Origin of the sequence: Mesorhizobium sp. M0088 (assembly GCF_040322895.1) — a bacterium.
GTDB lineage: Bacteria > Pseudomonadota > Alphaproteobacteria > Rhizobiales > Rhizobiaceae > Mesorhizobium.
On sequence record NZ_JAMYUI010000040.1, the window covers coordinates 19,351 to 37,620 of the forward strand.

At 62.5% G+C, this 18,270-nt stretch carries 22 protein-coding genes; 9 read left to right on the forward strand and 13 right to left on the reverse strand.

Features of this window, described 5'->3' with window-relative positions; translation table 11 throughout:
- Positions 1-93 precede the first annotated feature (93 nt).
- Entirely contained in the window at positions 94-297 is a 204-nt protein-coding gene (locus tag NKJ67_RS33105; protein WP_352585529.1) for a hypothetical protein, read from the forward strand.
- A 149-nt stretch (positions 298-446) separates the two neighbouring features.
- Here the strand turns inward: NKJ67_RS33105 and NKJ67_RS33110 are convergent, their stop codons facing one another.
- Positions 447-815, reverse strand: coding sequence for a winged helix-turn-helix transcriptional regulator (locus NKJ67_RS33110; RefSeq protein WP_164748987.1), 369 nt, complete (start codon positions 813-815; stop codon positions 447-449).
- 90 nt (positions 816-905) lie between these two features.
- On the opposite strand from NKJ67_RS33110, the gene NKJ67_RS33115 reads away from it, so the two are divergent.
- Entirely contained in the window at positions 906-1,511 is a 606-nt protein-coding gene (locus NKJ67_RS33115; RefSeq protein ID WP_352585531.1) for an NADPH-dependent FMN reductase, read from the forward strand.
- A 60-nt stretch (positions 1,512-1,571) separates the two neighbouring features.
- Here the strand turns inward: NKJ67_RS33115 and NKJ67_RS33120 are convergent, their stop codons facing one another.
- Positions 1,572-2,381 carry an MBL fold metallo-hydrolase gene (locus NKJ67_RS33120; RefSeq protein ID WP_352585533.1) on the reverse strand — a complete coding sequence of 270 codons (810 nt, stop codon included), beginning with the start codon at positions 2,379-2,381 and terminating at the stop codon, positions 1,572-1,574.
- A 285-nt stretch (positions 2,382-2,666) separates the two neighbouring features.
- Here NKJ67_RS33120 and NKJ67_RS33125 point away from each other — a divergent pair, with 285 nt between their 5' ends.
- A complete protein-coding gene (locus NKJ67_RS33125; RefSeq protein ID WP_352585535.1) occupies positions 2,667-3,593 on the forward strand; it encodes a DMT family transporter in 927 nt (308 codons plus the stop codon).
- A gap of 10 nt (positions 3,594-3,603) precedes the next feature.
- Here the strand turns inward: NKJ67_RS33125 and NKJ67_RS33130 are convergent, their stop codons facing one another.
- Positions 3,604-4,512 (reverse strand): alpha/beta fold hydrolase, encoded by a 909-nt coding sequence (locus NKJ67_RS33130; protein ID WP_352585537.1) that lies wholly within the window; start codon positions 4,510-4,512, stop codon positions 3,604-3,606.
- Positions 4,513-4,654: 142 nt separating this feature from the next.
- Here NKJ67_RS33130 and NKJ67_RS33135 point away from each other — a divergent pair, with 142 nt between their 5' ends.
- Positions 4,655-5,227, forward strand: a complete 573-nt coding sequence (locus NKJ67_RS33135; protein WP_352585539.1) for a CGNR zinc finger domain-containing protein — start codon at positions 4,655-4,657, stop codon at positions 5,225-5,227.
- Between the two features lie 50 nt (positions 5,228-5,277).
- Here the strand turns inward: NKJ67_RS33135 and NKJ67_RS33140 are convergent, their stop codons facing one another.
- On the reverse strand, positions 5,278-6,786 hold the full coding sequence (locus tag NKJ67_RS33140) for a winged helix-turn-helix domain-containing tetratricopeptide repeat protein (RefSeq protein ID WP_352585541.1): 1,509 nt from the start codon (positions 6,784-6,786) through the stop codon (positions 5,278-5,280).
- 230 nt (positions 6,787-7,016) lie between these two features.
- On the opposite strand from NKJ67_RS33140, the gene NKJ67_RS33145 reads away from it, so the two are divergent.
- Positions 7,017-7,271, forward strand: a complete 255-nt coding sequence (locus NKJ67_RS33145) for a DUF1127 domain-containing protein (protein WP_127270483.1) — start codon at positions 7,017-7,019, stop codon at positions 7,269-7,271.
- Between the two features lie 19 nt (positions 7,272-7,290).
- Here the strand turns inward: NKJ67_RS33145 and NKJ67_RS33150 are convergent, their stop codons facing one another.
- The 3 genes from NKJ67_RS33150 to NKJ67_RS33160 form a co-directional block, all read right to left on the reverse strand.
- Entirely contained in the window at positions 7,291-8,601 is a 1,311-nt protein-coding gene (locus tag NKJ67_RS33150) for a hemolysin family protein (protein WP_127272177.1), read from the reverse strand.
- Between the two features lie 105 nt (positions 8,602-8,706).
- The gene (locus NKJ67_RS33155) at positions 8,707-9,081 is read right to left on the reverse strand and encodes a hypothetical protein (RefSeq protein WP_352585544.1); all 375 of its coding nucleotides are present in this window, start codon (positions 9,079-9,081) and stop codon (positions 8,707-8,709) included.
- A gap of 54 nt (positions 9,082-9,135) precedes the next feature.
- On the reverse strand, positions 9,136-9,837 hold the full coding sequence (locus NKJ67_RS33160; RefSeq protein WP_352585546.1) for an LssY C-terminal domain-containing protein: 702 nt from the start codon (positions 9,835-9,837) through the stop codon (positions 9,136-9,138).
- A gap of 109 nt (positions 9,838-9,946) precedes the next feature.
- On the opposite strand from NKJ67_RS33160, the gene NKJ67_RS33165 reads away from it, so the two are divergent.
- On the forward strand, positions 9,947-10,660 hold the full coding sequence (locus NKJ67_RS33165) for a gamma-glutamylcyclotransferase (protein ID WP_127270448.1): 714 nt from the start codon (positions 9,947-9,949) through the stop codon (positions 10,658-10,660).
- 12 nt (positions 10,661-10,672) lie between these two features.
- On the opposite strand, the gene NKJ67_RS33170 is transcribed toward NKJ67_RS33165, so the two are convergent.
- Complete coding sequence (locus tag NKJ67_RS33170; protein ID WP_352585548.1) at positions 10,673-11,479, reverse strand: extensin-like domain-containing protein; 807 nt, start codon at positions 11,477-11,479, stop codon at positions 10,673-10,675.
- A gap of 172 nt (positions 11,480-11,651) precedes the next feature.
- Between NKJ67_RS33170 and NKJ67_RS33175 the strand changes: the two genes are divergently transcribed.
- On the forward strand, positions 11,652-11,921 hold the full coding sequence (locus tag NKJ67_RS33175; RefSeq protein WP_352585550.1) for a hypothetical protein: 270 nt from the start codon (positions 11,652-11,654) through the stop codon (positions 11,919-11,921).
- 30 nt (positions 11,922-11,951) lie between these two features.
- Here NKJ67_RS33175 and NKJ67_RS33180 read toward each other — a convergent pair whose 3' ends face one another.
- Positions 11,952-13,034, reverse strand: coding sequence for an extensin-like domain-containing protein (locus NKJ67_RS33180; RefSeq protein ID WP_352585579.1), 1,083 nt, complete (start codon positions 13,032-13,034; stop codon positions 11,952-11,954).
- A gap of 186 nt (positions 13,035-13,220) precedes the next feature.
- Entirely contained in the window at positions 13,221-13,646 is a 426-nt protein-coding gene (locus NKJ67_RS33185; RefSeq protein WP_013530064.1) for a DUF3775 domain-containing protein, read from the reverse strand.
- 141 nt (positions 13,647-13,787) lie between these two features.
- On the opposite strand from NKJ67_RS33185, the gene NKJ67_RS33190 reads away from it, so the two are divergent.
- Together NKJ67_RS33190 and greA are read left to right on the forward strand one after the other, a co-directional pair.
- A complete protein-coding gene (locus tag NKJ67_RS33190) occupies positions 13,788-14,327 on the forward strand; it encodes a tetratricopeptide repeat protein (RefSeq protein WP_127270421.1) in 540 nt (179 codons plus the stop codon).
- 270 nt (positions 14,328-14,597) lie between these two features.
- Complete coding sequence (greA, locus tag NKJ67_RS33195) at positions 14,598-15,071, forward strand: transcription elongation factor GreA (RefSeq protein WP_013530066.1); 474 nt, start codon at positions 14,598-14,600, stop codon at positions 15,069-15,071.
- A 242-nt stretch (positions 15,072-15,313) separates the two neighbouring features.
- On the opposite strand, the gene waaC is transcribed toward greA, so the two are convergent.
- The 3 genes from waaC to rfaD are packed head-to-tail and all read right to left on the reverse strand — an operon-like array spanning position 15,314 to position 18,248.
- The gene (gene waaC, locus NKJ67_RS33200) at positions 15,314-16,303 is read right to left on the reverse strand and encodes a lipopolysaccharide heptosyltransferase I (protein ID WP_352585552.1); all 990 of its coding nucleotides are present in this window, start codon (positions 16,301-16,303) and stop codon (positions 15,314-15,316) included.
- Entirely contained in the window at positions 16,300-17,307 is a 1,008-nt protein-coding gene (gene waaF / locus NKJ67_RS33205) for a lipopolysaccharide heptosyltransferase II (protein WP_352585554.1), read from the reverse strand. Before waaF ends, waaC begins: the two co-directional genes overlap by 4 nt.
- Positions 17,280-18,248, reverse strand: a complete 969-nt coding sequence (gene rfaD / locus NKJ67_RS33210) for an ADP-glyceromanno-heptose 6-epimerase (protein ID WP_127381713.1) — start codon at positions 18,246-18,248, stop codon at positions 17,280-17,282. The genes waaF and rfaD overlap by 28 nt, the downstream gene beginning before the upstream one ends.
- Between the last annotated feature and the right edge of the window lie 22 nt (positions 18,249-18,270).

An 18,270-nucleotide genomic window follows, 5' to 3' on the forward strand; every position in this document is an offset into this window, starting at 1 on the left:
GGCCGTTTGTAACTGGAGCCGTGTAGCGGACCCGTTTCGCGACATCCAACGGTTGCCTCCATGCCCGATCCTGCTGCAATTGGAGGAGAGACAATGCGTCAACATCTGCTGAACGGTTGGCTCGTGGCAGCCTTGGTCGCGACGACCTGCCTGCTCGGCGTGACCGCTTATGCGGAGGTGAAGGAAGACATCTCGCGCATTGCCTGCACGCATGAGGACAAGGCTCCCGGCGGGCGGAGCGCGGAACCTGATATCAGCGCCGCGGCGCGATGCGATGTCCGCGCATCAGGAGCCTGAGCGGCAGCCGTCAGGGGACGGCATGAGCGGCAATCCACCAGCCAAACGGCGCGTGCATCCGGGCAACGATCCGCGCAGCCGAGATAGAATTTTCCGATCAGGCAAGCCGGAGTTGCGTGCGGGTCTGAATCCCTTGCAGCGCAAGGGTTTCAGACGCGGGCGTCGTCGAATTTTTCGCGCGCCGCCTTGACGCGCATGGTGTTCGCGCGCGCCCATTCGCTCAATGCGCTGACGGGGATCAGCAGCTCGTGGCCGAGCTCGGTCAGCTCATAATCGACGCGCGGCGGAATGGTTGGAAACACGGTGCGGGTGACGAAGCCGTCACGCTCCAGCCCGCGCAAGGTGGTGGTCAGCATCTTCTGCGAGATGCCGCCGACGGCGGCGCGCAATTCGTTGAAACGCAGCGGTCCGTCGCCCAGCTTGCCGACGACCAGAACGGTCCATTTGTCGCCGACGCGCTGCAGGATTTCCGAGATGGCGCGGCAGTCTTCGGAGCGGTGTGGGTGCCTCGGTAACAAAAAAGTGCCTTCTTGTGCATCGCGTTTCCAGTATCTCATATAGCGCAGGTATCCAAATGATACCAGTACTTCGTGCAAGGAGAGCCCCTTATGTCCAAACCCAAAATTGCCATCGTCGTCGGATCGACGCGCGCCGCTCGTTTCGCCGATGTGCCAACCCAGTGGATCGCCAAGATCGCCAAGTCGCATGCCGACATCGATGTCGAGATCGTCGACCTGCGCGACTTCCCGCTGCCGTTCTTCGACGAGGTCGCATCGTCCGCCTGGGCGCCGTCGCAGAACGAAGTGGCACAGCGCTGGCAGAAGAAGGTCGCCGAATTCGACGGCTTCATCTTCACCGCCGCCGAATACAATCATGGCCCGACGGCCGTGCTGAAGAACGCCATCGACTACGCCGCCAATGAATGGAACAAGAAGTCGGCCGGCTTCGTCGGTTATGGCAGCGTTGGCGGCTCGCGTGCCGTCGAACAGCTTAGACTGTATGCCGTCGAATTGCAGATGGCGCCGGTCAAGTCGGCCGTCCATATCGCCTGGGGCGATTTCCTCGCCGTCCGCCAGGGCGAGAAGAAGCTGGAAGACCTCGAGCATCTGAACCAGGCCGCCACCGCGCTGGTCAACGATGTTGCGTGGTGGGCCAAGGTGCTCAAGGCAGCGCGTCAGGCCGATGCCGTTGCCGACGAAGTCAAGGCGGCCTGACCGCCAATTCGAATTATCCTCCCAAGGATCCGGGGCGGCGCTTGCGTCGCCCTTTTTCGATTATAGCGGCTCGAATTGAAAGCTGGCGCCGGATCGGACGACGCGGCCGATGCCGGGCGAATCCAGATGCGCGCCGGCAACGAAACAATGTTCGTCGGCTGCAAGCGCCAGCAACCGCAACCGGCTTTCGCGCGCCTGGTCCTGATCGGCGTCGAATTCCCACGTCACCTCAGGTCGATCGAACTGAAGCGATGGGACGTGAACGGTGTCGCCCCAAATCAGAACGCGTTCGCCGCCGCCAGAAACGCGAAAGCAGCTGTGTCCCGCTTCATGGCCATGAGCGTCGACAATGTCGACATGTGTCCCGATACGGTCTCCGGCTTCGAAGGGTTCCGCCATGCCGTGAAATCGTTCGAGCCGCGCTTCGGCGCGAAAAAAGCCGAGTTCTTCCGCGGGAACGAGCAAGCGCGCCAGGCGCGGGAAAGCGTCGCGGCCGTCGGCAAGCACAAGACCATGGATGTGGTCGAGATGCGTGTGGGTGAAGCAGACGGTACGGACTCGTCCGGCACCGATGCCAGCTTCGTCCAGCGCCTCGGGAAGTCGGCCCATGGTGGGATGCCAGGCGTTCGAGGCGCCGGTATCGATCAGGATGATCCCGTTTCCATCGTCAATCGCGAAGGCATTGACGGAAAGCCTGAGTTGACCAGCAACCAACGCGACTTGTTGCGGCAATTCATCGCCAAATGGCTTGTCGCCGCGTTGCCGAAGCCGTCCGATCGGCATGTCGACATAGCCATCGCGCAAGGAGGTGATGCGCAAGTCACCAAGATCGTAGGTCTGATAAAGGTCGCCTGAAGCTATGCGGCGCATTTTTTCCGATCCGTCTGTAAACAATCGACAACATGCGACGGGCCAGCCGCGTCGGCAACCCGCCCCGTCAATTCGATCTGTGCCATGTGTGCGTGCGTCGCCTGCCGTGACCGGATGATGCAGTCGGCGAGGCGGTCCGCCTCGTCCAACTCGTCGGTATGATGCTGATATCCGGATGTCGCGATAGCCGCGAACACGACGCCAATCGGGGTTGGACTGCTACATCGACGGGACTGCCATCTGGTCGCGCCCTTTGCCCTGATATATCCGGCTGCATTCCGTTACATGAGTGAAACCGTGAAGACATCCAGCCTGACCGGCGCCGTTTCCCCGATGATCCCGGTGCTCGTATGCGCGCTTGCGATCTTCCTGCTGTCCGGGATGGATGCGGCGATGAAGATCCTGGTCATCGCGGTCGGCGTCTACAACACTTTGCTGTGGCGCAGCATGGTCGCGACCGTGGTCGCGGGCGCGGCCTGGCTGGCGGGACCGCGCCTAAAGCCAACCGTTCCGGTGCTGAGGCTGCATGCGCTGCGTGCCGCGGTTGTCGGCGTCGTCCTGATATCCTTCTTCTGGGGCTTGGCCAGGCTGCCGCTCGCGGAGGCGATCGGGCTCAGTTTCGTGGCGCCCTTGTTTGCCCTGTTTCTCGCCGCGCTACTGCTGGGCGAACGGATTCGGCGCCAGGCTGTCTGGGCATCGTTGGCCGGCATCGCCGGCGTCGCCATCATCATGGCCGGCCAGTTCGGGCAGGCAGACTATTCGCAAGATGCCATGCTCGGCACGGCGGCGGTGCTCGTGTCGACGGTGTTCTACGGCTACAATCTGATCCTAGCCCGGCAACAGGCGCAGTTGGCCAAGCCGATCGAGATCATGCTGTTCCAGAACCTTTGCGTTGCCATCCTCCTCGGCCTCGCAGCACCCTGGCTCGCCGTCGCCCTGCCGAGCAATCTTTGGCTTCCTTTGGCCGGGGTGACGGTGCTGTCGCTCGCCGGGCAGTTCCTGATGAGTTGGTCCTACGCCCGCGCCGAAGCGCAATATCTGATCCCGACGGAATACTCGGCCTTCATCTGGGCGGTCGCGCTCGGCTGGTTCTTCTTCGGCGAGGAGGCGACCTGGACCACCTTGACCGGAGCATGCCTGATCGTCGCCGGCTGCCTGATCGCCGCGCGGGCCAATCCAAGGCTTGCCGAGCCCATCGAAATGGCGGTTTGAGCGTCGACGTTCAGCGCCCTGCAGGTTCGCGAAATACCCCAGTCTCCACCTCGTGGATGAAGTGAGCGATGAGAGCCGCGCATTGGCGATGATGCGTTTCGAGAAGCATGTGTCCGCTCTCAAAGACATGGATTTCGACTGCGTCGAGGTCGCGGCTGTAGGCCATGATCTCGTCCAGCGCGAAGAAGGCGTCGTGCCGTCCCCACAGCACGAGGCATGCTGGCTGTTGGTCGCGGAGATAGGCTTGGATGGCCGGGAAGCGCGCGATGTGCGAGCCATAATCGGTGAAGAGTTCGAACTGAATGTCGGTGTTGCCGGGCCTCGCCAGGCGCTCCGTATCGAGATACCAACCCTCGGGCGGAAACAACACCTTCAGACGCTCGGGGAGACCGCCGATATATTGGTTTCGGGTCCCCTCGAAATTCATCCAGTCCGGCAGTTTGGCGCGGTTTTCTTCAGTCGGTTCGGCGAAGAACGCCTTCGGCGCGTCCCATTCCGGTCCCAGCCCCTCGTCATGAGCATTGCTGTCCTGCGCGATCAGGCCGAGGATGCGATCCGGCCGCCGTGTGGCGAGATGGTAGCCGACGGGCGTCCCGAAGTCAGTGATGTAGAGGAAGAATTGCTTGAGGCCGAGGGCCTCGATGAAGGCTTCAATCGTGTTGGCCAGGTTCTCGAACGTGTAGTCATAGGCATCGATGGAAGGGGCGGACGAAAAGCCGAAACCGGGCAGATCCGGCGCCACCACATAGGCTGTCTCCGCCAGCGGTTCGATGACATTGCGATAGACGTGCGACGAGGTCGGATATCCGTGCAGCAGCAGGATTGCCGGTCTGCCGGGGTCGCCGGCATGACGGTAGAAGATGTCGAGGCCGTCGACATTGATGGTCTCGTGGCGCGTCTTGTAACGATTGCTGCACATCCTCTCTCTCCCAGGGGTTTCGCGCCGACCTGGCGACGCTATGACTTTTACACCACATATCCCTATGATAGTGGTTACATAATGTAACCGTGTAATGCGGCTAATGAGGTTATGTTCCATGGGCGATGCATATACCGAATGGGTGCCGGATCACTTCATCGGCGGGCATCCCGCTTTGGACCTGTCGAATGCCGTGTTCGACCGGCGGGCGCCGGCAGCTGATAATGAACTGTTCAAGTCCGTCCGGGATGTTGCGAACTGGTTCAACGCCTCAGGGCTTGCTGACGATCGCCAGGCGCAGGCCGTTGCCGGGATAGCGGATGGGCGGTTCGTGGAAGGGGTCCGCGAAATGCGGGAGGCGTCATTTCAGGTTTTCGAGCCAATCGCCGCGGGCAAACCGTCTGCGGCCGAACCGCTTGGCCTGTTGTTCTCGCGCACGGCAAGCTCGCTTGCCGCCGGCTCCATCGAGCTGGATCGCACCAGGCCGGAGCTTGCCCTTGCCCGGTGGAGGGACCCGGACGCCATCACCGCGTTGCTGGCTATGCTGTCCATCCAAGCGTTCTTCACCCTGCCGCGCGACAGGCTGCATTCCTGCCCTCGCTGTGGCTGGCTTTTCCTCGATACGTCGCGAGGCGGCAAGCGGCGCTGGTGCAGCATGCGCACCTGCGGCAACCGCGAGAAGGTGTCGCGCCACCGAGGTCATGCCCATGCCTAGACCCGGGTTAGCCACGTCGTTTTGCTGCGGGCAGGCCGAATACCGGCGCGTCACTCCGGAAGACCGGCCTTGCGAAAACCATCGACGAAATGCTCGAGCGTAGCGGCGTCGCGGAATGGCTCGGTCGTCGCCCAGTGATGGGTTGTGAAATGCGGGTTGCCGACGAGAAACAGCTCGGCCTCCGCGCGCGCCTCGTCGAGCCGGCCGAGTTGGGCCAGGCTTGCGGCCAGGAAACGGCGTGAGCTTGTGCGATAGGTCTCGTCACGGCGCAACGTCTCGATAGCGGCTTGGTAGTCGCGCGCCGCATATTGCGCCTGGCCGAGCGTCAGATAGTACCAGCTCGCCGGAAACGGGTTCAGCCGGAACGCCTTGCCGATGTGCTCGAGGCCCTCTTCGACCCGGCCGGCCAGGACCGAGATGTCGGACAATGCCGCCCAGGTGTCGGCCTCGTTCGGGTCGAGCTCGATCGCCTTGGCGAATTCGGCATCCGCTTCAGTGAAGCTGCGCTCATAGGCAAGCAGATAAGCCAGGATCCAGCGACAGCCGGCATCGTTGGGATCGATCGCCACGGCCTTGCGCGCCAGCTCCAGGGCAACGCTGCGGGCAGCCTCGGTTGGTCCGCCCCAATGCACCTGTCCCATCCAGTGGTTCATGGCAAGCCAGCGATAGGGCTCGGCGTAATCAGGATCGAGCGACACCGCGCGCGTCAGCATCAGATGCGCTTCCTGCGCCATCTGCGGCGAGTCGTCGATCAGCTTGCGCGCCCGCACGCAGAGGTCATAGGCCTCCAGATTTCGCGGCCGATTGCGCGGCGGCGGCGCGCGCAGCCGGCCAAGCAGCGCTTCCACGATCTTGGCCGTCACCTCGTCCTGAACGGCAAAGATATCCTCCAGGCCGCGATCGAAGCGTTCCGCCCAGAGATGGTCGCCGCTCACCGCGTCGACCAGCTGTGCGTTGATGCGCACGCGCCCCGCGGCGCGTCGTGCGCTGCCTTCCAGCAGGTAGCGCACGCCAAGATCCCCGGCGATCTCGCGCACGTCCATCGCTTTTCCCTTGTAGGCAAAGGTCGAGTTGCGGGCGATGACGAACAGGCCGGAGATCCTGGACAGGTCGGTGATGAGGTCTTCGGTCAACCCGTCCACAAAGGAATCCTGCTCGGGATCGTTGCTGAAATTGACGAAGGTCAGCACGGCTATCGATGGTTTGTCGGGCAGCGGCAAGGGTTTTCGCTTGGCCTCGCCGAGCTGTTCGACGGCCCCCGTGAAACGGTAGCCGACGCGCGGAACGGTGGATATCCATTCGCCGTTCTCGCCGACAGGACCAAGCAGCTTGCGCAACTGCGCGATCTGGACGGTGAGGTTGCCTTCCTCCACGGCCGTGCCCGGCCATGCAGCGTCCATCAACTCGGCCTTCCCCAAGATTTCACCGGGCCGCCCGACGAGTGCTGCAAGCAGGCTCAGCCCGCGATAGCCAACGGCAACGGGGACGTCGTTCCGAAGCAGCGTTCCCGCACCCGGATCAAGCACGAACGGACCAAAGGCAAAACGCGATCCCTGCATAGGCGCATCTATAGAGCAATTCCAGGAAAAGTGTGAAGCGGTTTTCTGTTCGGAATTGCGTCAAAACAAAGGGTTAGAGTAGTTTGCCGGTTTCGTGAGCCGGTGAACTGCTCTAGCTCGTTTGGAAGTTTTGAGAACTATTTGGGAGGGCTTAATTACGGCGCCGTCCGTATCGCGCAGAATTCAACCTCATCGAGAGCCCCAGGCCCTCAAACCATATGGAGGTTGCCATGACCAATACACTTGCATCAGCCCAGCGTTGTGCAGCGCGAGCGGGAACGCCCGTGCGGCCGGCATCGCGCCGGCTCCTGAAGACCCTGCGAAGCATCATAGCGAGTTGGCACGATCGGACCTGGCGCGAACGGATACGCTTTCGCTGGCAACTCAGGCAGATGTCGAAGGACAATCCGCATCTGATCGACGATATCGGCCTGACGATACAGCAGGTCGAGGGAGAGATCGCCAAGCCCTTCTGGGAACGATAGAGCGAATGCCGCAATTGCGTCAGCGCACCGCCTCGCGTTGGGCGCCGGGCAGGCGGGTGGCGATCAGCTTGTCGATGCGGCGGCCGTCGAGATCGACCACCTCGAAGCGCCAGCCCTGCGCGTCGACGCATTCGCCAGTCGCCGGCAGATGATGCATGTGCGACAGCACATAACCGGCGACGGTTTCGTAATCGCGGTTTTCCGGCAGGTCGATGCCGAGAATGTCGGCCATCTCGTCGGCCTGCATGTAGCCGGCGAGCAGCCACGAGCCGTCCTCGCGCTTGACCGCGTTCTCCTCGTCGCCGGCGTCTGTGTCCGCGCGGAACACGCCGGTGATGGCTTCCAGAATGTCGGCCGGGGTGACGATGCCTTCGAAATGGCCGTATTCGTCATGCACCAGCGCCATCGGCACGTCGGATTCCTTCAGCTTCTGCAGCACATCCAGCGCGTCAGCCTGGTCGTAGACGATGGGGGCTGCGCGCACATGCCTGCGCGGGTCGAGCACGCGGCCGGCAAGCAGTGCGGCCAGCACGTCACGCGTCTGGACGACGCCGACCATGACGTCGACGCCGCCGTCGCCTGCTGGCAGGCGCGAATGCTGGGTTTCCATGAGCAGCTTGCGGATGGCCGCCTCGTCGGATTGCAGATTGATCCAGTCGACTTCGGTGCGCGGCGTCATCACCGCGCGCACGGCGCGGTCGCCAAGCCGCATGACGCCTGCGATCATGCGCCGCTCGTCGGATTCGATGGTGCCGTGATGCTCGGCCTCAGCCACCAGCATCTTGATCTCCTCATCGGTGACCTTCTCCTCGCTTTCGCCGCGCTGGCCGAGAAGCCACAGGATGGTGCGGCCGGAGAAGTCGAGCAGGAAGACCAGCGGCGCCGAGACGGTGGCGAGGATGGTCATTGCAGGAGCGACCCTGGCGGCGACCCGCTCGGGGTCACGCAAGGCGATCTGCTTGGGCACCAGCTCGCCGACGATCAGCGAGAAATAGGTGATGATGGCGACGACGATGCCGACGCCGAGCGGATCGGCGACGGTCTCGCGGATGCCGGTCGAGGCCAGGAACTGCGCCAGCCGTTCGCCGAGCGTGGCGCCGGAAAAGGCGCCGGAGAGGACGCCGACCAGGGTGATGCCGATCTGCACCGAGGACAGGAACTTGCCGGGATTGGATCCCAGCTCGAGCGCGCGGCCGGCGCCATTGATGCCGCGGTCGATCATCGCTTTCAGGCGAGCCGGTCGCGACGAGACGATGGCAAGTTCGGACATCGACAGAAGGCCGTTCACACAGATGAGGACGACCACGATAGCGATTTCTACGTATAACATGAGCGGTCAATAGCATTGCGGCGCGGTCTTCGAAAATAGTCCGACGTGATTTTTGAGAAATGACCGGCATTTCGGTCACGCGGCATCCGCAGCGGTGAGGAACCGTCAGGCATTTGGCATTGCTCTGAAGGGTCCGAAAAAGCCGACGACCAGCGACAGTTTTCCCTCCTTGGAAACGCGGCACATATCCATGCTGTCGGTGCCCCGAAATCCGTTTTCGCCCCTCTGCACCCAGCCAAAACGCAGGAAGTCATGATGAACATCGACCAAGGTCGTCCGTTCCAGCCAGAAGCCCGGACGGGCTTTCAGCACCTGATCAATGTGTTGGAGCAACGCCTCGGCTCCGGAGATATGCACCGTCGGATCAATGTATGTGCCTTGCGGTTCGAATGAGGTGAACAACAGCCGGCGACGCTCCTCAGCTTCCGGGTCGAACCAGGCCCTGCAGTAGCTAGTCACCACACTTTCCGCGTCGAACATCAAAACCTCCTTTTGAAACCGCCGGACTGTTTCAGCCTGCAAGGCCCGTGCGACCTACTGTTTGAGTACGCCGACAATTGCCTCGCCATCCGTGAAATAGGGATCGCCGCCGCCATTGCGTCCCGTACTGGTGGCGCCGACGCCCGATATATCGCTGGTCGAGATCAGCGTGCCGGCGGTGGCCAGGTCGCGCATCAGGAAATCGCGCTCGGCGTCGATGTCGGGGCCGATATGGTGGGTGACGGCGCCGGTGTCGTGGCTGAGGCCGACGCCGCGATCGAAGCTGGCCGAGCCCAGCCACAGCGGCCGGCCATCGTCGCCGCTTGCATCGGTCTGCCAGAAGCGGACATGATGCCGGCGGTCGGCGCTGAGGCCCTCCGGCTTTTCGAAGGCGAGATCCTGGGCGCGGCCATCGAACAGCAGCCTGCTGACCGGCGCATCGGGGTAGGGGTGGTCGAACAGCACGCTTTCACCGATCTCGATCGCGGTCTTCAGGGTCACGGCGTCGGCGGTGTCCCAGCCGGCGACGGCGAAGGCGTGCACTACTTCCTTTCGCGTACCGACAAGACCGACATTGATGGGATCGCCCGGAATGCCTTGTGGCGTGTGCGTCACCATCTCGAAGCTGTGCTTGCGAAAGCCGCGATCGTGAAACGTCCAGAATTCCGGTGCGGCGAAATAGGCGAGCGCCAGATAGGCGGCCAGCAAGGTCGCCACCCAGATTGCAACGCGTCGCCGAAAACTTCGCTGGCTCATGAACGCCGCCCGATCCGTGCGGTATCTGTTGCCTGACGGACCCTGGAAATCAATGGCCAGCAGCGCGCCGCCGGTCTATCGTGGGCATCGTTTCCTCGCGGGGGCAGCAATGGAGCGGAAGCCGGCAGGCCGCAAGCCAATGGCGTTGACCGCCGAGCTTGTCGCGCAAGTTGAGCGTGTCGAGCCTGATCCCGGGCCAGAGCCCGGAACCAGCGAGCACACCGATGTGGAGTTCGATGGCCTGGTCGAAAAGCTGCTTTTGCAGCATCGTCCCGAGACGCTTTGGGTCTTTGCCTACGGGTCGTTGATCTGGAACCCCGAATTCGCCTATGTCGAGCAGCGCCCGGCCACGGCGCCGGGATGGCACCGCTCGTTCTGCCTGAAGCTGACCCGCTGGCGCGGAACCCGCGATTTGCCGGCCCTGATGCTGGCGCTCGATCGAGGCGGCAGCTGCAGCGGCATCGTCTATCGGCTGCCCGCGGAAGATCATTTCGGGCAACTCGGCCAGTTGATGCGCCGCGAGATCGATGCCAACCCGCCAACCAACGTGCCATGCTGGATCAAGGTCAAGACCAGGGACGGGCCGCTGCGTGCCTTGGCTTTCGTCGCCGCGCCGGACGGCAGCGCCTATGCCGGCCGGTTGCCGTTGGAGCAGGTTGCCGACACGCTGGCGCGGGCTGCCGGTCATTGGGGCTCTTCGGCGCAGTATTTGTTCAGGACCGTGAGCAAGCTTGAAGAGAGCGGCATCCGCGACCGGAATCTCTGGCGCATCCAGGACTTGGTTGCACGGCAGATCGCCGCTTCAACCGGTGGCGCCGATTAGGCTGATCTCTTCCTAACGGCAGGCGCGATAACCGTTTTTGCGGTTCTTGATGTCGAAATGGAAATGGTTGCGGTGGTCGTAATTGTAGCCGGGGCCGAGCACGGTGGTGAAGTACTGGCAGCCGTCGGCGCGCACATTGTTGAGGAAGCCGCGGGTGCGGAAAGCGAACAGGCCGGGCTTACGCACGTCAATGTCGTCGCCATTGTTGAGTTCGATGCTCATGACGTCGAGCGCATTTCCCTTGCCATGCTCGGACAGGACACCTTCGCCGGCAATCCTGCGGCAGGAATAGCTGGAGCCCTGGTGGATGGTCTTGACGCCGGAGAAATAGCGCCAGCGGGCGGAGGGGACGAGCTCGTTCTTCGTCCAGCCGGCAAAGGTGGCGGCCATGTCGCAGGTCAGGGTTGCCGCGGGTTTCATCTGGATGTTGCCGATGGCCGAAACCTTGACCGGATAATCGATGCCGCACTGGCCTTCATGGATCGGCGCCAGGTCGGTGTAGGCGACATCGAGACGCTTCAATTGCTGCCGGCAGTCGGTTTCGCTGGCCGGCATCTGCTCGACGGGCGACATCGGCTCGTCCATGCGCGGATAGGCGGCCTGCGTCATGTATGGATTGGAAGGGACAAGCTTCTGCATGCCGGCATATTGCGGCACGGCAGCCGTCTGCGCGCCGACGTCGACGGCTGGCTGCAGCGACAGCACATTGCCGGTGTTGCAGGCGGAAAGCGCCGCCAGCGCCAGGCCGGCGGTCAGCATTGCTGCATATTTTGTCTGGCGCGCGGTGGCGAAAAAGACGGCCCGAAATTTGCCGGCCATTGGCGGAATCCCGTTGATGGATATCCGGCATTTTAACGATCAAGGGTAAAGGAAAACTCAGCGCCCGCGTTCATGCCTGCGGCCGAATTGCGGCACGCGGATCATCGGCGAGGGCAATTCATCTTCGACAAGGCGCCTACTAGTTTTATAATAATTGCGGTTGGAGGGGTAAATGTCGATCTGGCGTACGATAAAACGGTTCTTCACCGCCCGGGATCTGCGTGAAGTGTATGTAACTTTACGCAGGAGTCCCTATTCGTCTGCCTTTCTTCTGAAGCTGGACAGGGATCAGCAGAAATATGTTGTGGTTCAATTCCGGCATAAAAGTTTCGTCCAAGAGACTTGCAGCATGAGTATTGAAGATTTTGATGATTTTACACGTGGTGTTTTGATCATGAGGGCCGAGATCGACAAGCCGCTCCCGCCGAGCGCTGTGCAATAGATTTAGCCCAATTCCTGAGTGCGCTTTCGGCTATTGGCAGAACGTCCCGCCATGCCGTCTCGGTTCGAGATCGAGATGGAAATGCAGGGAGTGATCGGCATCGGCGCCCGGACCGAGCACTGTCTTGAAGGGACCACAGGCCGCCTTGCGCACGGCGTCGAGGAATTTGGCGTCCTTCTCGGGCGGCGCCGGGCCGACCTCGATCTTCTTGCCGTCTGATAGCGTGAAGCTGGCGATGTCGAGCGCGTTGCCGAACGCGTGTTCCGACAGTTTTCGGGTGCCGTTGCGTGGCCGGCAGACAAAGGCCGATGCCTGGCCGATCGATTTCAGGTCCTCACCGAATTCGGCTTTCGCCGCCGGCTGGATGACATCGGCGGCAAAACGCGCCGTCGCCTCGGCCATCTTGCAATTGAGCTCGGTGCCGGGGCCGATGGCGACGGACTTTCCAAGGTTCTTCAGCACGATGGGGTATGGGATCGAACAGCCGATTTCGGGCTGGCTTTCCGCCTTGTGTTCTTCGAATTCGACGCCGAGCGTCTTCAGTCGTTCGCGGCAGGCGACTTCCTCGGCTGGCATTTTCTCGTCGGGCAGATCGGCCGAGCGCGGATCGGGCAGCATCTTCTTCTCGTCCGCGTCCGCCGGCTTTTGCGGCGGCTGCGGGCCAACGTTGGGCGGCTGAGCCTCGGGCTCCGCGATGTCGGGTTTTGGTGTCGGCGTTGGCGCGACCGCGGGCGGCTCCGGTTCGCTTTCGGTATCGGTTGAGGGTTCGGGAACTGACGACTCGGGGAGTGCCTGCTTTTCCTGGCGGGATTTTTCTTCGTTGGAACCTTCGGGCGCGCCGGTGGTCTTCGGAGCTTCCGTCTTCTGCTCCTGCGGCTTTGCAGTGTCAGCCTTCCGAGCGTCCGCCGGGCGCGGTTCCGGCACCGGAATGCCGGGCGCTGGTGCCGGAACAGATGGTCCAGGCACCGGAGCATCGGCAGGCAAGGGCAGCGGAGACTGCGTTTTCTGCTGTGTCTGCTTCGGCGTAACCGACCGATGTCTTCGTGGTTTCAGGCGCTTTCCGCCTCGCGGTTTAAGAGGCTGTTCGGCTCTTGGTGTCAACGGCTGCTCTATCCTCGGCGTCAACGGCTCGTGATGCCGATGGCGATGTCTCGCCTCGGCCGGCATCATCAGCAAGGCCGTGACGGCCATGACGAACAAGATCCTGAACGTTCGGGAAAAGATAAGCGACCCCATCGCCGTCAACGGCGCCGACGCAAGGTGGTTGCCTCGGCCGCATCACGAACGGTAACCGCTCCGTTACGCACCTATCGCTTCCAGCCCTTCCTCCAGCCAGTCGGCGAGCAGTGGCATGCCAAGCAGGTATTTTGCGGTGCGCTTGTTGGCGCGTTCGCGCGCGGCCGCCAGTGCGTCCGCCCATTCGGTGGCGTCGTAGTCGCCGCGACCGACCCAGGCCAGCGCGATCAGTTCGGCTGCTTCATCGACATTGAGGTCGTTGATCAGCTCACGCAGCTCTTCCTCGGTCAGATTCTCGGAGCTTTCCTCGGCAAGGCCGTCATGGTGATGGTTGACATGGGACTCGCCGTCGAGCTCGACCTCATGCTCGGCGCCATCGGCATAGTCTTCATTGACGGCCGCACTCAGCGCCTTGGCCTTGAGGATGAACAGGCGCACAGTGTCGGGGCCGATCGAAAGCTCCCAGTCCTTTTCAAGCCGCCGCTGCAAGGGCCGTCTCCCTCAGGTCGTTTGCCGGATGATAGCGGATTTGCGGCATCCGTCACCTGATGTTCTCCGCACGCAATTTTCCGGGATGAAACGCAAGCCGACCGGCGTTAGTGTTGCATTCTCACCCTCCAGGAGGCTTCGATGCATAAAAGAGTGCTGATCCAGGTGGCGACTGCCCTTGTCGCGCTGCAGTTCCTTGCCGTTCCGGTGTTCGCCGCCGGCGGTGACAGTGGCGGCAGCGATCAGACGGTCACCCAATGCAAGAAGGGCGAAGTCTGGGACAAGAAGAAGAAAAAGTGCGTCGCACCCCAGGAGGGCATGCTCGACGACGACAGCATCTATGATGCTGGCCACGCGTTGGCGATGGCCGGGCGCTATGACGAGGCGATCGCCGTGCTCAGCCTTGCCGCCAACAAGCAGGATCCGCGCATCCTCAACTATCTCGGCTATTCGCACCGCCATTCCGGCCGCGTCACCGTCGGCCTCGGCTATTACGAGGAAGCGCTGCGCATCGATCCGAACTACACGCTGGTGCGCGAATATCTCGGCGAAGCGCATCTGCAGATCGGCGATCTGGCCGGCGCCCGGCAGCAGCTGATGGAAATCGAGAAGCGGACCGGCAAGGGTTCGCGTGAATATGGCATGCTGGCCGAGCAGATCGATCATTTCATGAGAAGCTGAAAAGATCCCAGGCTCTACCAAGCGGCCGCGAGCGATCGCGGCCGCTTTTTGTTGCCCCCAGCCTCATTCTCCGCCCTGGCTGATGAAAACGGGGATGATTTTAGCAAAACCGATTTTTGGGCGTGAAAAACCCGCTGACATTGCTATATTCAGGGAAATTGCGGTGAAACGGTTCCGTTAGCCCGAGGCTGCCGGACCCGTTTTCTTTTTGTACCCATCGACAAGGCTTTCCCCGAAACGCGGGGGTGGCAGCAGGAAAGGTCAGGCATCATGAACAAGGTCCCGATGACAGGCGAGGGGTTCGCGTCATTGAAGGAAGAACTGCGCTGGCGCCAGCAGGAAGAGCGGCCGCGCATCATCGAGGCGATCTCCGAAGCGCGCTCGCATGGCGACCTGTCCGAAAATGCCGAATATCATGCCGCCAAAGAGGCGCAGAGCCTCAACGAGGGCCGCGTCAACGAGCTTGAAGATTATATCGCGCGGGCCGAAGTGATCGACGTCAGCAAGCTCAGCGGCGACAAGATCAAGTTCGGCGCCACCGTGGTGCTGGTCGACGAGGACACCGAGGAAAAGAAGACTTACCGGATCGTCGGCGACCAGGAGGCGGACGTGAAGTCCGGCCGCATCTCGATCTCCTCGCCGATCGCGCGTGCGCTCATCGGCAAGGAAGTCGGCGACGCCATCGAAGTCAATGCGCCTGGCGGTGCCAGGGGATATGAGATCGTCCAGGTGCAGTTCATCTAGGGGATTTGAGGGGGGCGCGGCTGCGATTTTTAAGCTGAGGTTTGCGCCGCCCCTCATCGCCCTGCCGGGCATTTCTCCTCGTATAGTGACGGGGAGAAAGATGCTCTCATCGACGATTTCGCCGATTTTCAACGTAGCAGAATAGACGCTGGCCTTGCGTTCAGCTCTCTTCTCCCCGTCGTTATACGGGGAGAAGGTGCCGGCAGGCGGATGAGGGGCAGCGCCAGCCTTTCCGATTGACGTCAATTCTTGCCAGCGTTGGCCTTGCCAAGGACCTGGAGTCCCGCCAGCCTCTCTGCCTCCGCCACCACCTCCGCCGGCATCACACGCTTCCCGGGCACTGCCAAAAGCGTCGACGCATATTGCCCGCGCGGACCCGTCAACCCGGGCTCGGTCGCCAGGAACACCGCAACCGTTGGCAGGCCGAAGGCGCTGGCGAGATGGGTCAGCCCGGTGTCGGCGCCGATGACCAGTTCCGAGCGGCCGATGAACGCAGCGATGTCGGCCAGCGGTGACTTTGGCACCACAACTGTCGATGGCACTGCCTTGGCAATGGCTTCGGCCACGGCCTTCTCGCGCTCGTTCGACCAGGTCGTGACCGGCGTTATCCCCCGCTCAATCAGGAGGCGCGCGGTTTCAATCCAGTCTTCGGCCGGCCATTTCTTGTCTTCGCGGCTGGTGCCGTGCAGCAGGAAGGCGGTTTTTCCGGCGATGCCCGCCAGAGTGCCGGCGGGCGGCACGATGCCGGAGTCCAGGGTCGAAAGATCGGGCTGATAGCCGAGTGCCAGCCCGAACAGCCGCCGTATCCGTTCGATGGCGTGCAGGTCGCGCGGCACGGGATAATTGGCATCGTAGAACAGCGTCGCAGAAGGTTCGCGCGCGCTCGAACGGTCGAAGCCGGCAATGGGGGCGCCGGCCTGCCTTGCCACCAGAGCCGATTTCAGGAGGCCTTGCGCATCGATGACGAGGTCGTAGCGGCAATCTCGCAAGGTGCGGCGCAGGGCGGCCGCCTCGCGCCAGGTGCCGCTATCGAGCAGCGCCTTGCGCCAGCGCCGGATCGCCACCGTGTGGATACTGTCGATCGCCGGGTGAAGCGCGGCGATACCGGCAAATGCCTCTTCGACGCACCAGTCGAAGGTCAGGTCCGGGCGGTGGCAACGGGCATCCTCGACGGCCGGAAAGGTGTGAATGACATCGCCCATCGACGACGTCTTGACGATCAGCACCTTCATGCCGCTGCCGGGATGTCCAGCAGCCGGTCCGCCGCTGCCGCGACTTGGCCGACTTCCAGCGTCTTCAGGCAGTTGAGGTGGCCGAGCGGGCAGACCTTCTGGTGGCATGGCGAGCACGACAGGCCAAGCCAGACCAACTCGCGGCATTCCCCCAGCGGCGGCGTGTTCTCGGGCGAGGTCGAGCCATAGACGGCGACGATCGGCGTGCCGACGGCGGCCGCGACATGCATCAGCCCGCTGTCGTTGGACACGGCCAGCCTTGCGGCTGATATCAGATCGATAGCGTCCTCCAGCCGCGTCTGTCCGGCGAGATCGACGACGCCGGGGGCCAGGGCCGCGATCTCCGCCGTCACGTCGCGGTCGTTCTTCGAGCCAAACAGAGCAACCTTCAAGCCTTTGCCCATGAAATCGCGGGCAAGCCCGGCATAGCTTTCGCTGGGCCAGCGCTTGGCCGGGCCGAATTCGGCGCCGGGCATCAGGGCCACGAATTTCTGCGGCGCCAAGCCGAAACGGCCGAGCAGGTCGACCTGGTTTTTCGTGTCCACGGTCAGTCGCGGCGCCCGGAAAGTGCCGCCCTGGGCGAGACCGAAATAGGCCTGCGCTGTGCGTCGTTTGATGCTGTCGGGCAATGGCACGATGTCGGTCAACAGGCCATAGCGCATCTCGCGCAAATTGCCGACACGGCGCGGAATACGGGCAAAGAACGGGATCAGCGCCGACTTCCAGCTGCCCGGCAGGATATAGGCCATGTCGTAGCGGCCGCGCAGCAGGCGGCCGAAGCGGCGGCGATGGGTGAATTCGAGCGCGCCGGGTTTGAGCGGAAAGTCGATCTGCTGGCGGATCTCGGGCATGCGCTTGACCAGCGGCGCGGCCCAGGCCGGCGCCAGCACATCGATAGCGGCGTTGGGACGCAACTCCTTCAGCGCCGAAAACAGGCACTGCGCCATCACCATGTCGCCCACCCAGCGTGGGCCGATCACGAGGATCGTTGGGCTTTCAGCCATTCGACATAGTCTCTGACACCGGTTTCCACTGTCCGGAATTGGCCGTTATAACCGGCCGCGCGCAAACGGGACATATCAGCTTGCGTAAAGCTCTGGTAGCTGCCCTTGAGATGGTCGGGAAAGGGGATGAATTCAATCTCGCCTTTACCCAACGTGTCGATCACCGTTTCGGCTATGGCGCGGAAGGGCTGGGCACGGCCGGTGCCGCAATTGAAGATGCCGCTTGAGCCCCGTTTCCACAGCCACAGATTGACGTCGGCGACATCGCCGACATGGATGAAGTCACGGCTTTGTTCGCCGGGTCCGAACCCGTCATAGGCGCCGAACAGTTTCGGGTTCTGGCCTTGTTCGACCTGGTTGAACAGATGGAAGGCGACGGAGGCCATGGCGCCCTTGTGCGCCTCGCGCGGGCCATAGACGTTGAAGTAGCGCAAGCCCACGACCTGTGAATGGTCGGTATCGAAGGCGGTGCGCCCGGCGAACACGGTTCGCCTGACGTAGTCGTCGAACAGCTTCTTGGAATAGGCGTACACGTTGAGCGGCCGCTCGAGCGCGGGATCCTCGCGAAACTCCGAGCCGCTGCCATAGACGGAAGCCGAGGAGGCATAAAGGAAAGGCACGCGCAACGCCTGGCTTGCATGCAGCAGCCGTTTCGAGAAGGCGTAATTCACCTCCATCATGAATTTGCCGTTCCATTCGGTGGTGGTCGAGCAGGCGCCCTGGTGGAACACCGCCTCGATGCGGCCGAGCGAGCCGGCCTCCATGCGGTCCAGGAAATCGTTCTTGTCGAGATAGTCGGCGATCTTGAGATCGGCAAGATTGGCGATCTTGTGACCGTCGGTAAGGTCGTCGACGACGAGGATGTCGTCATGCCCTTCGGCATTCAGCGCGGCGACGATGTTGGAGCCGATCATGCCGGCGCCGCCCGTGACGATGATCATGAAGGGCCTCTGGTTGCTTGCG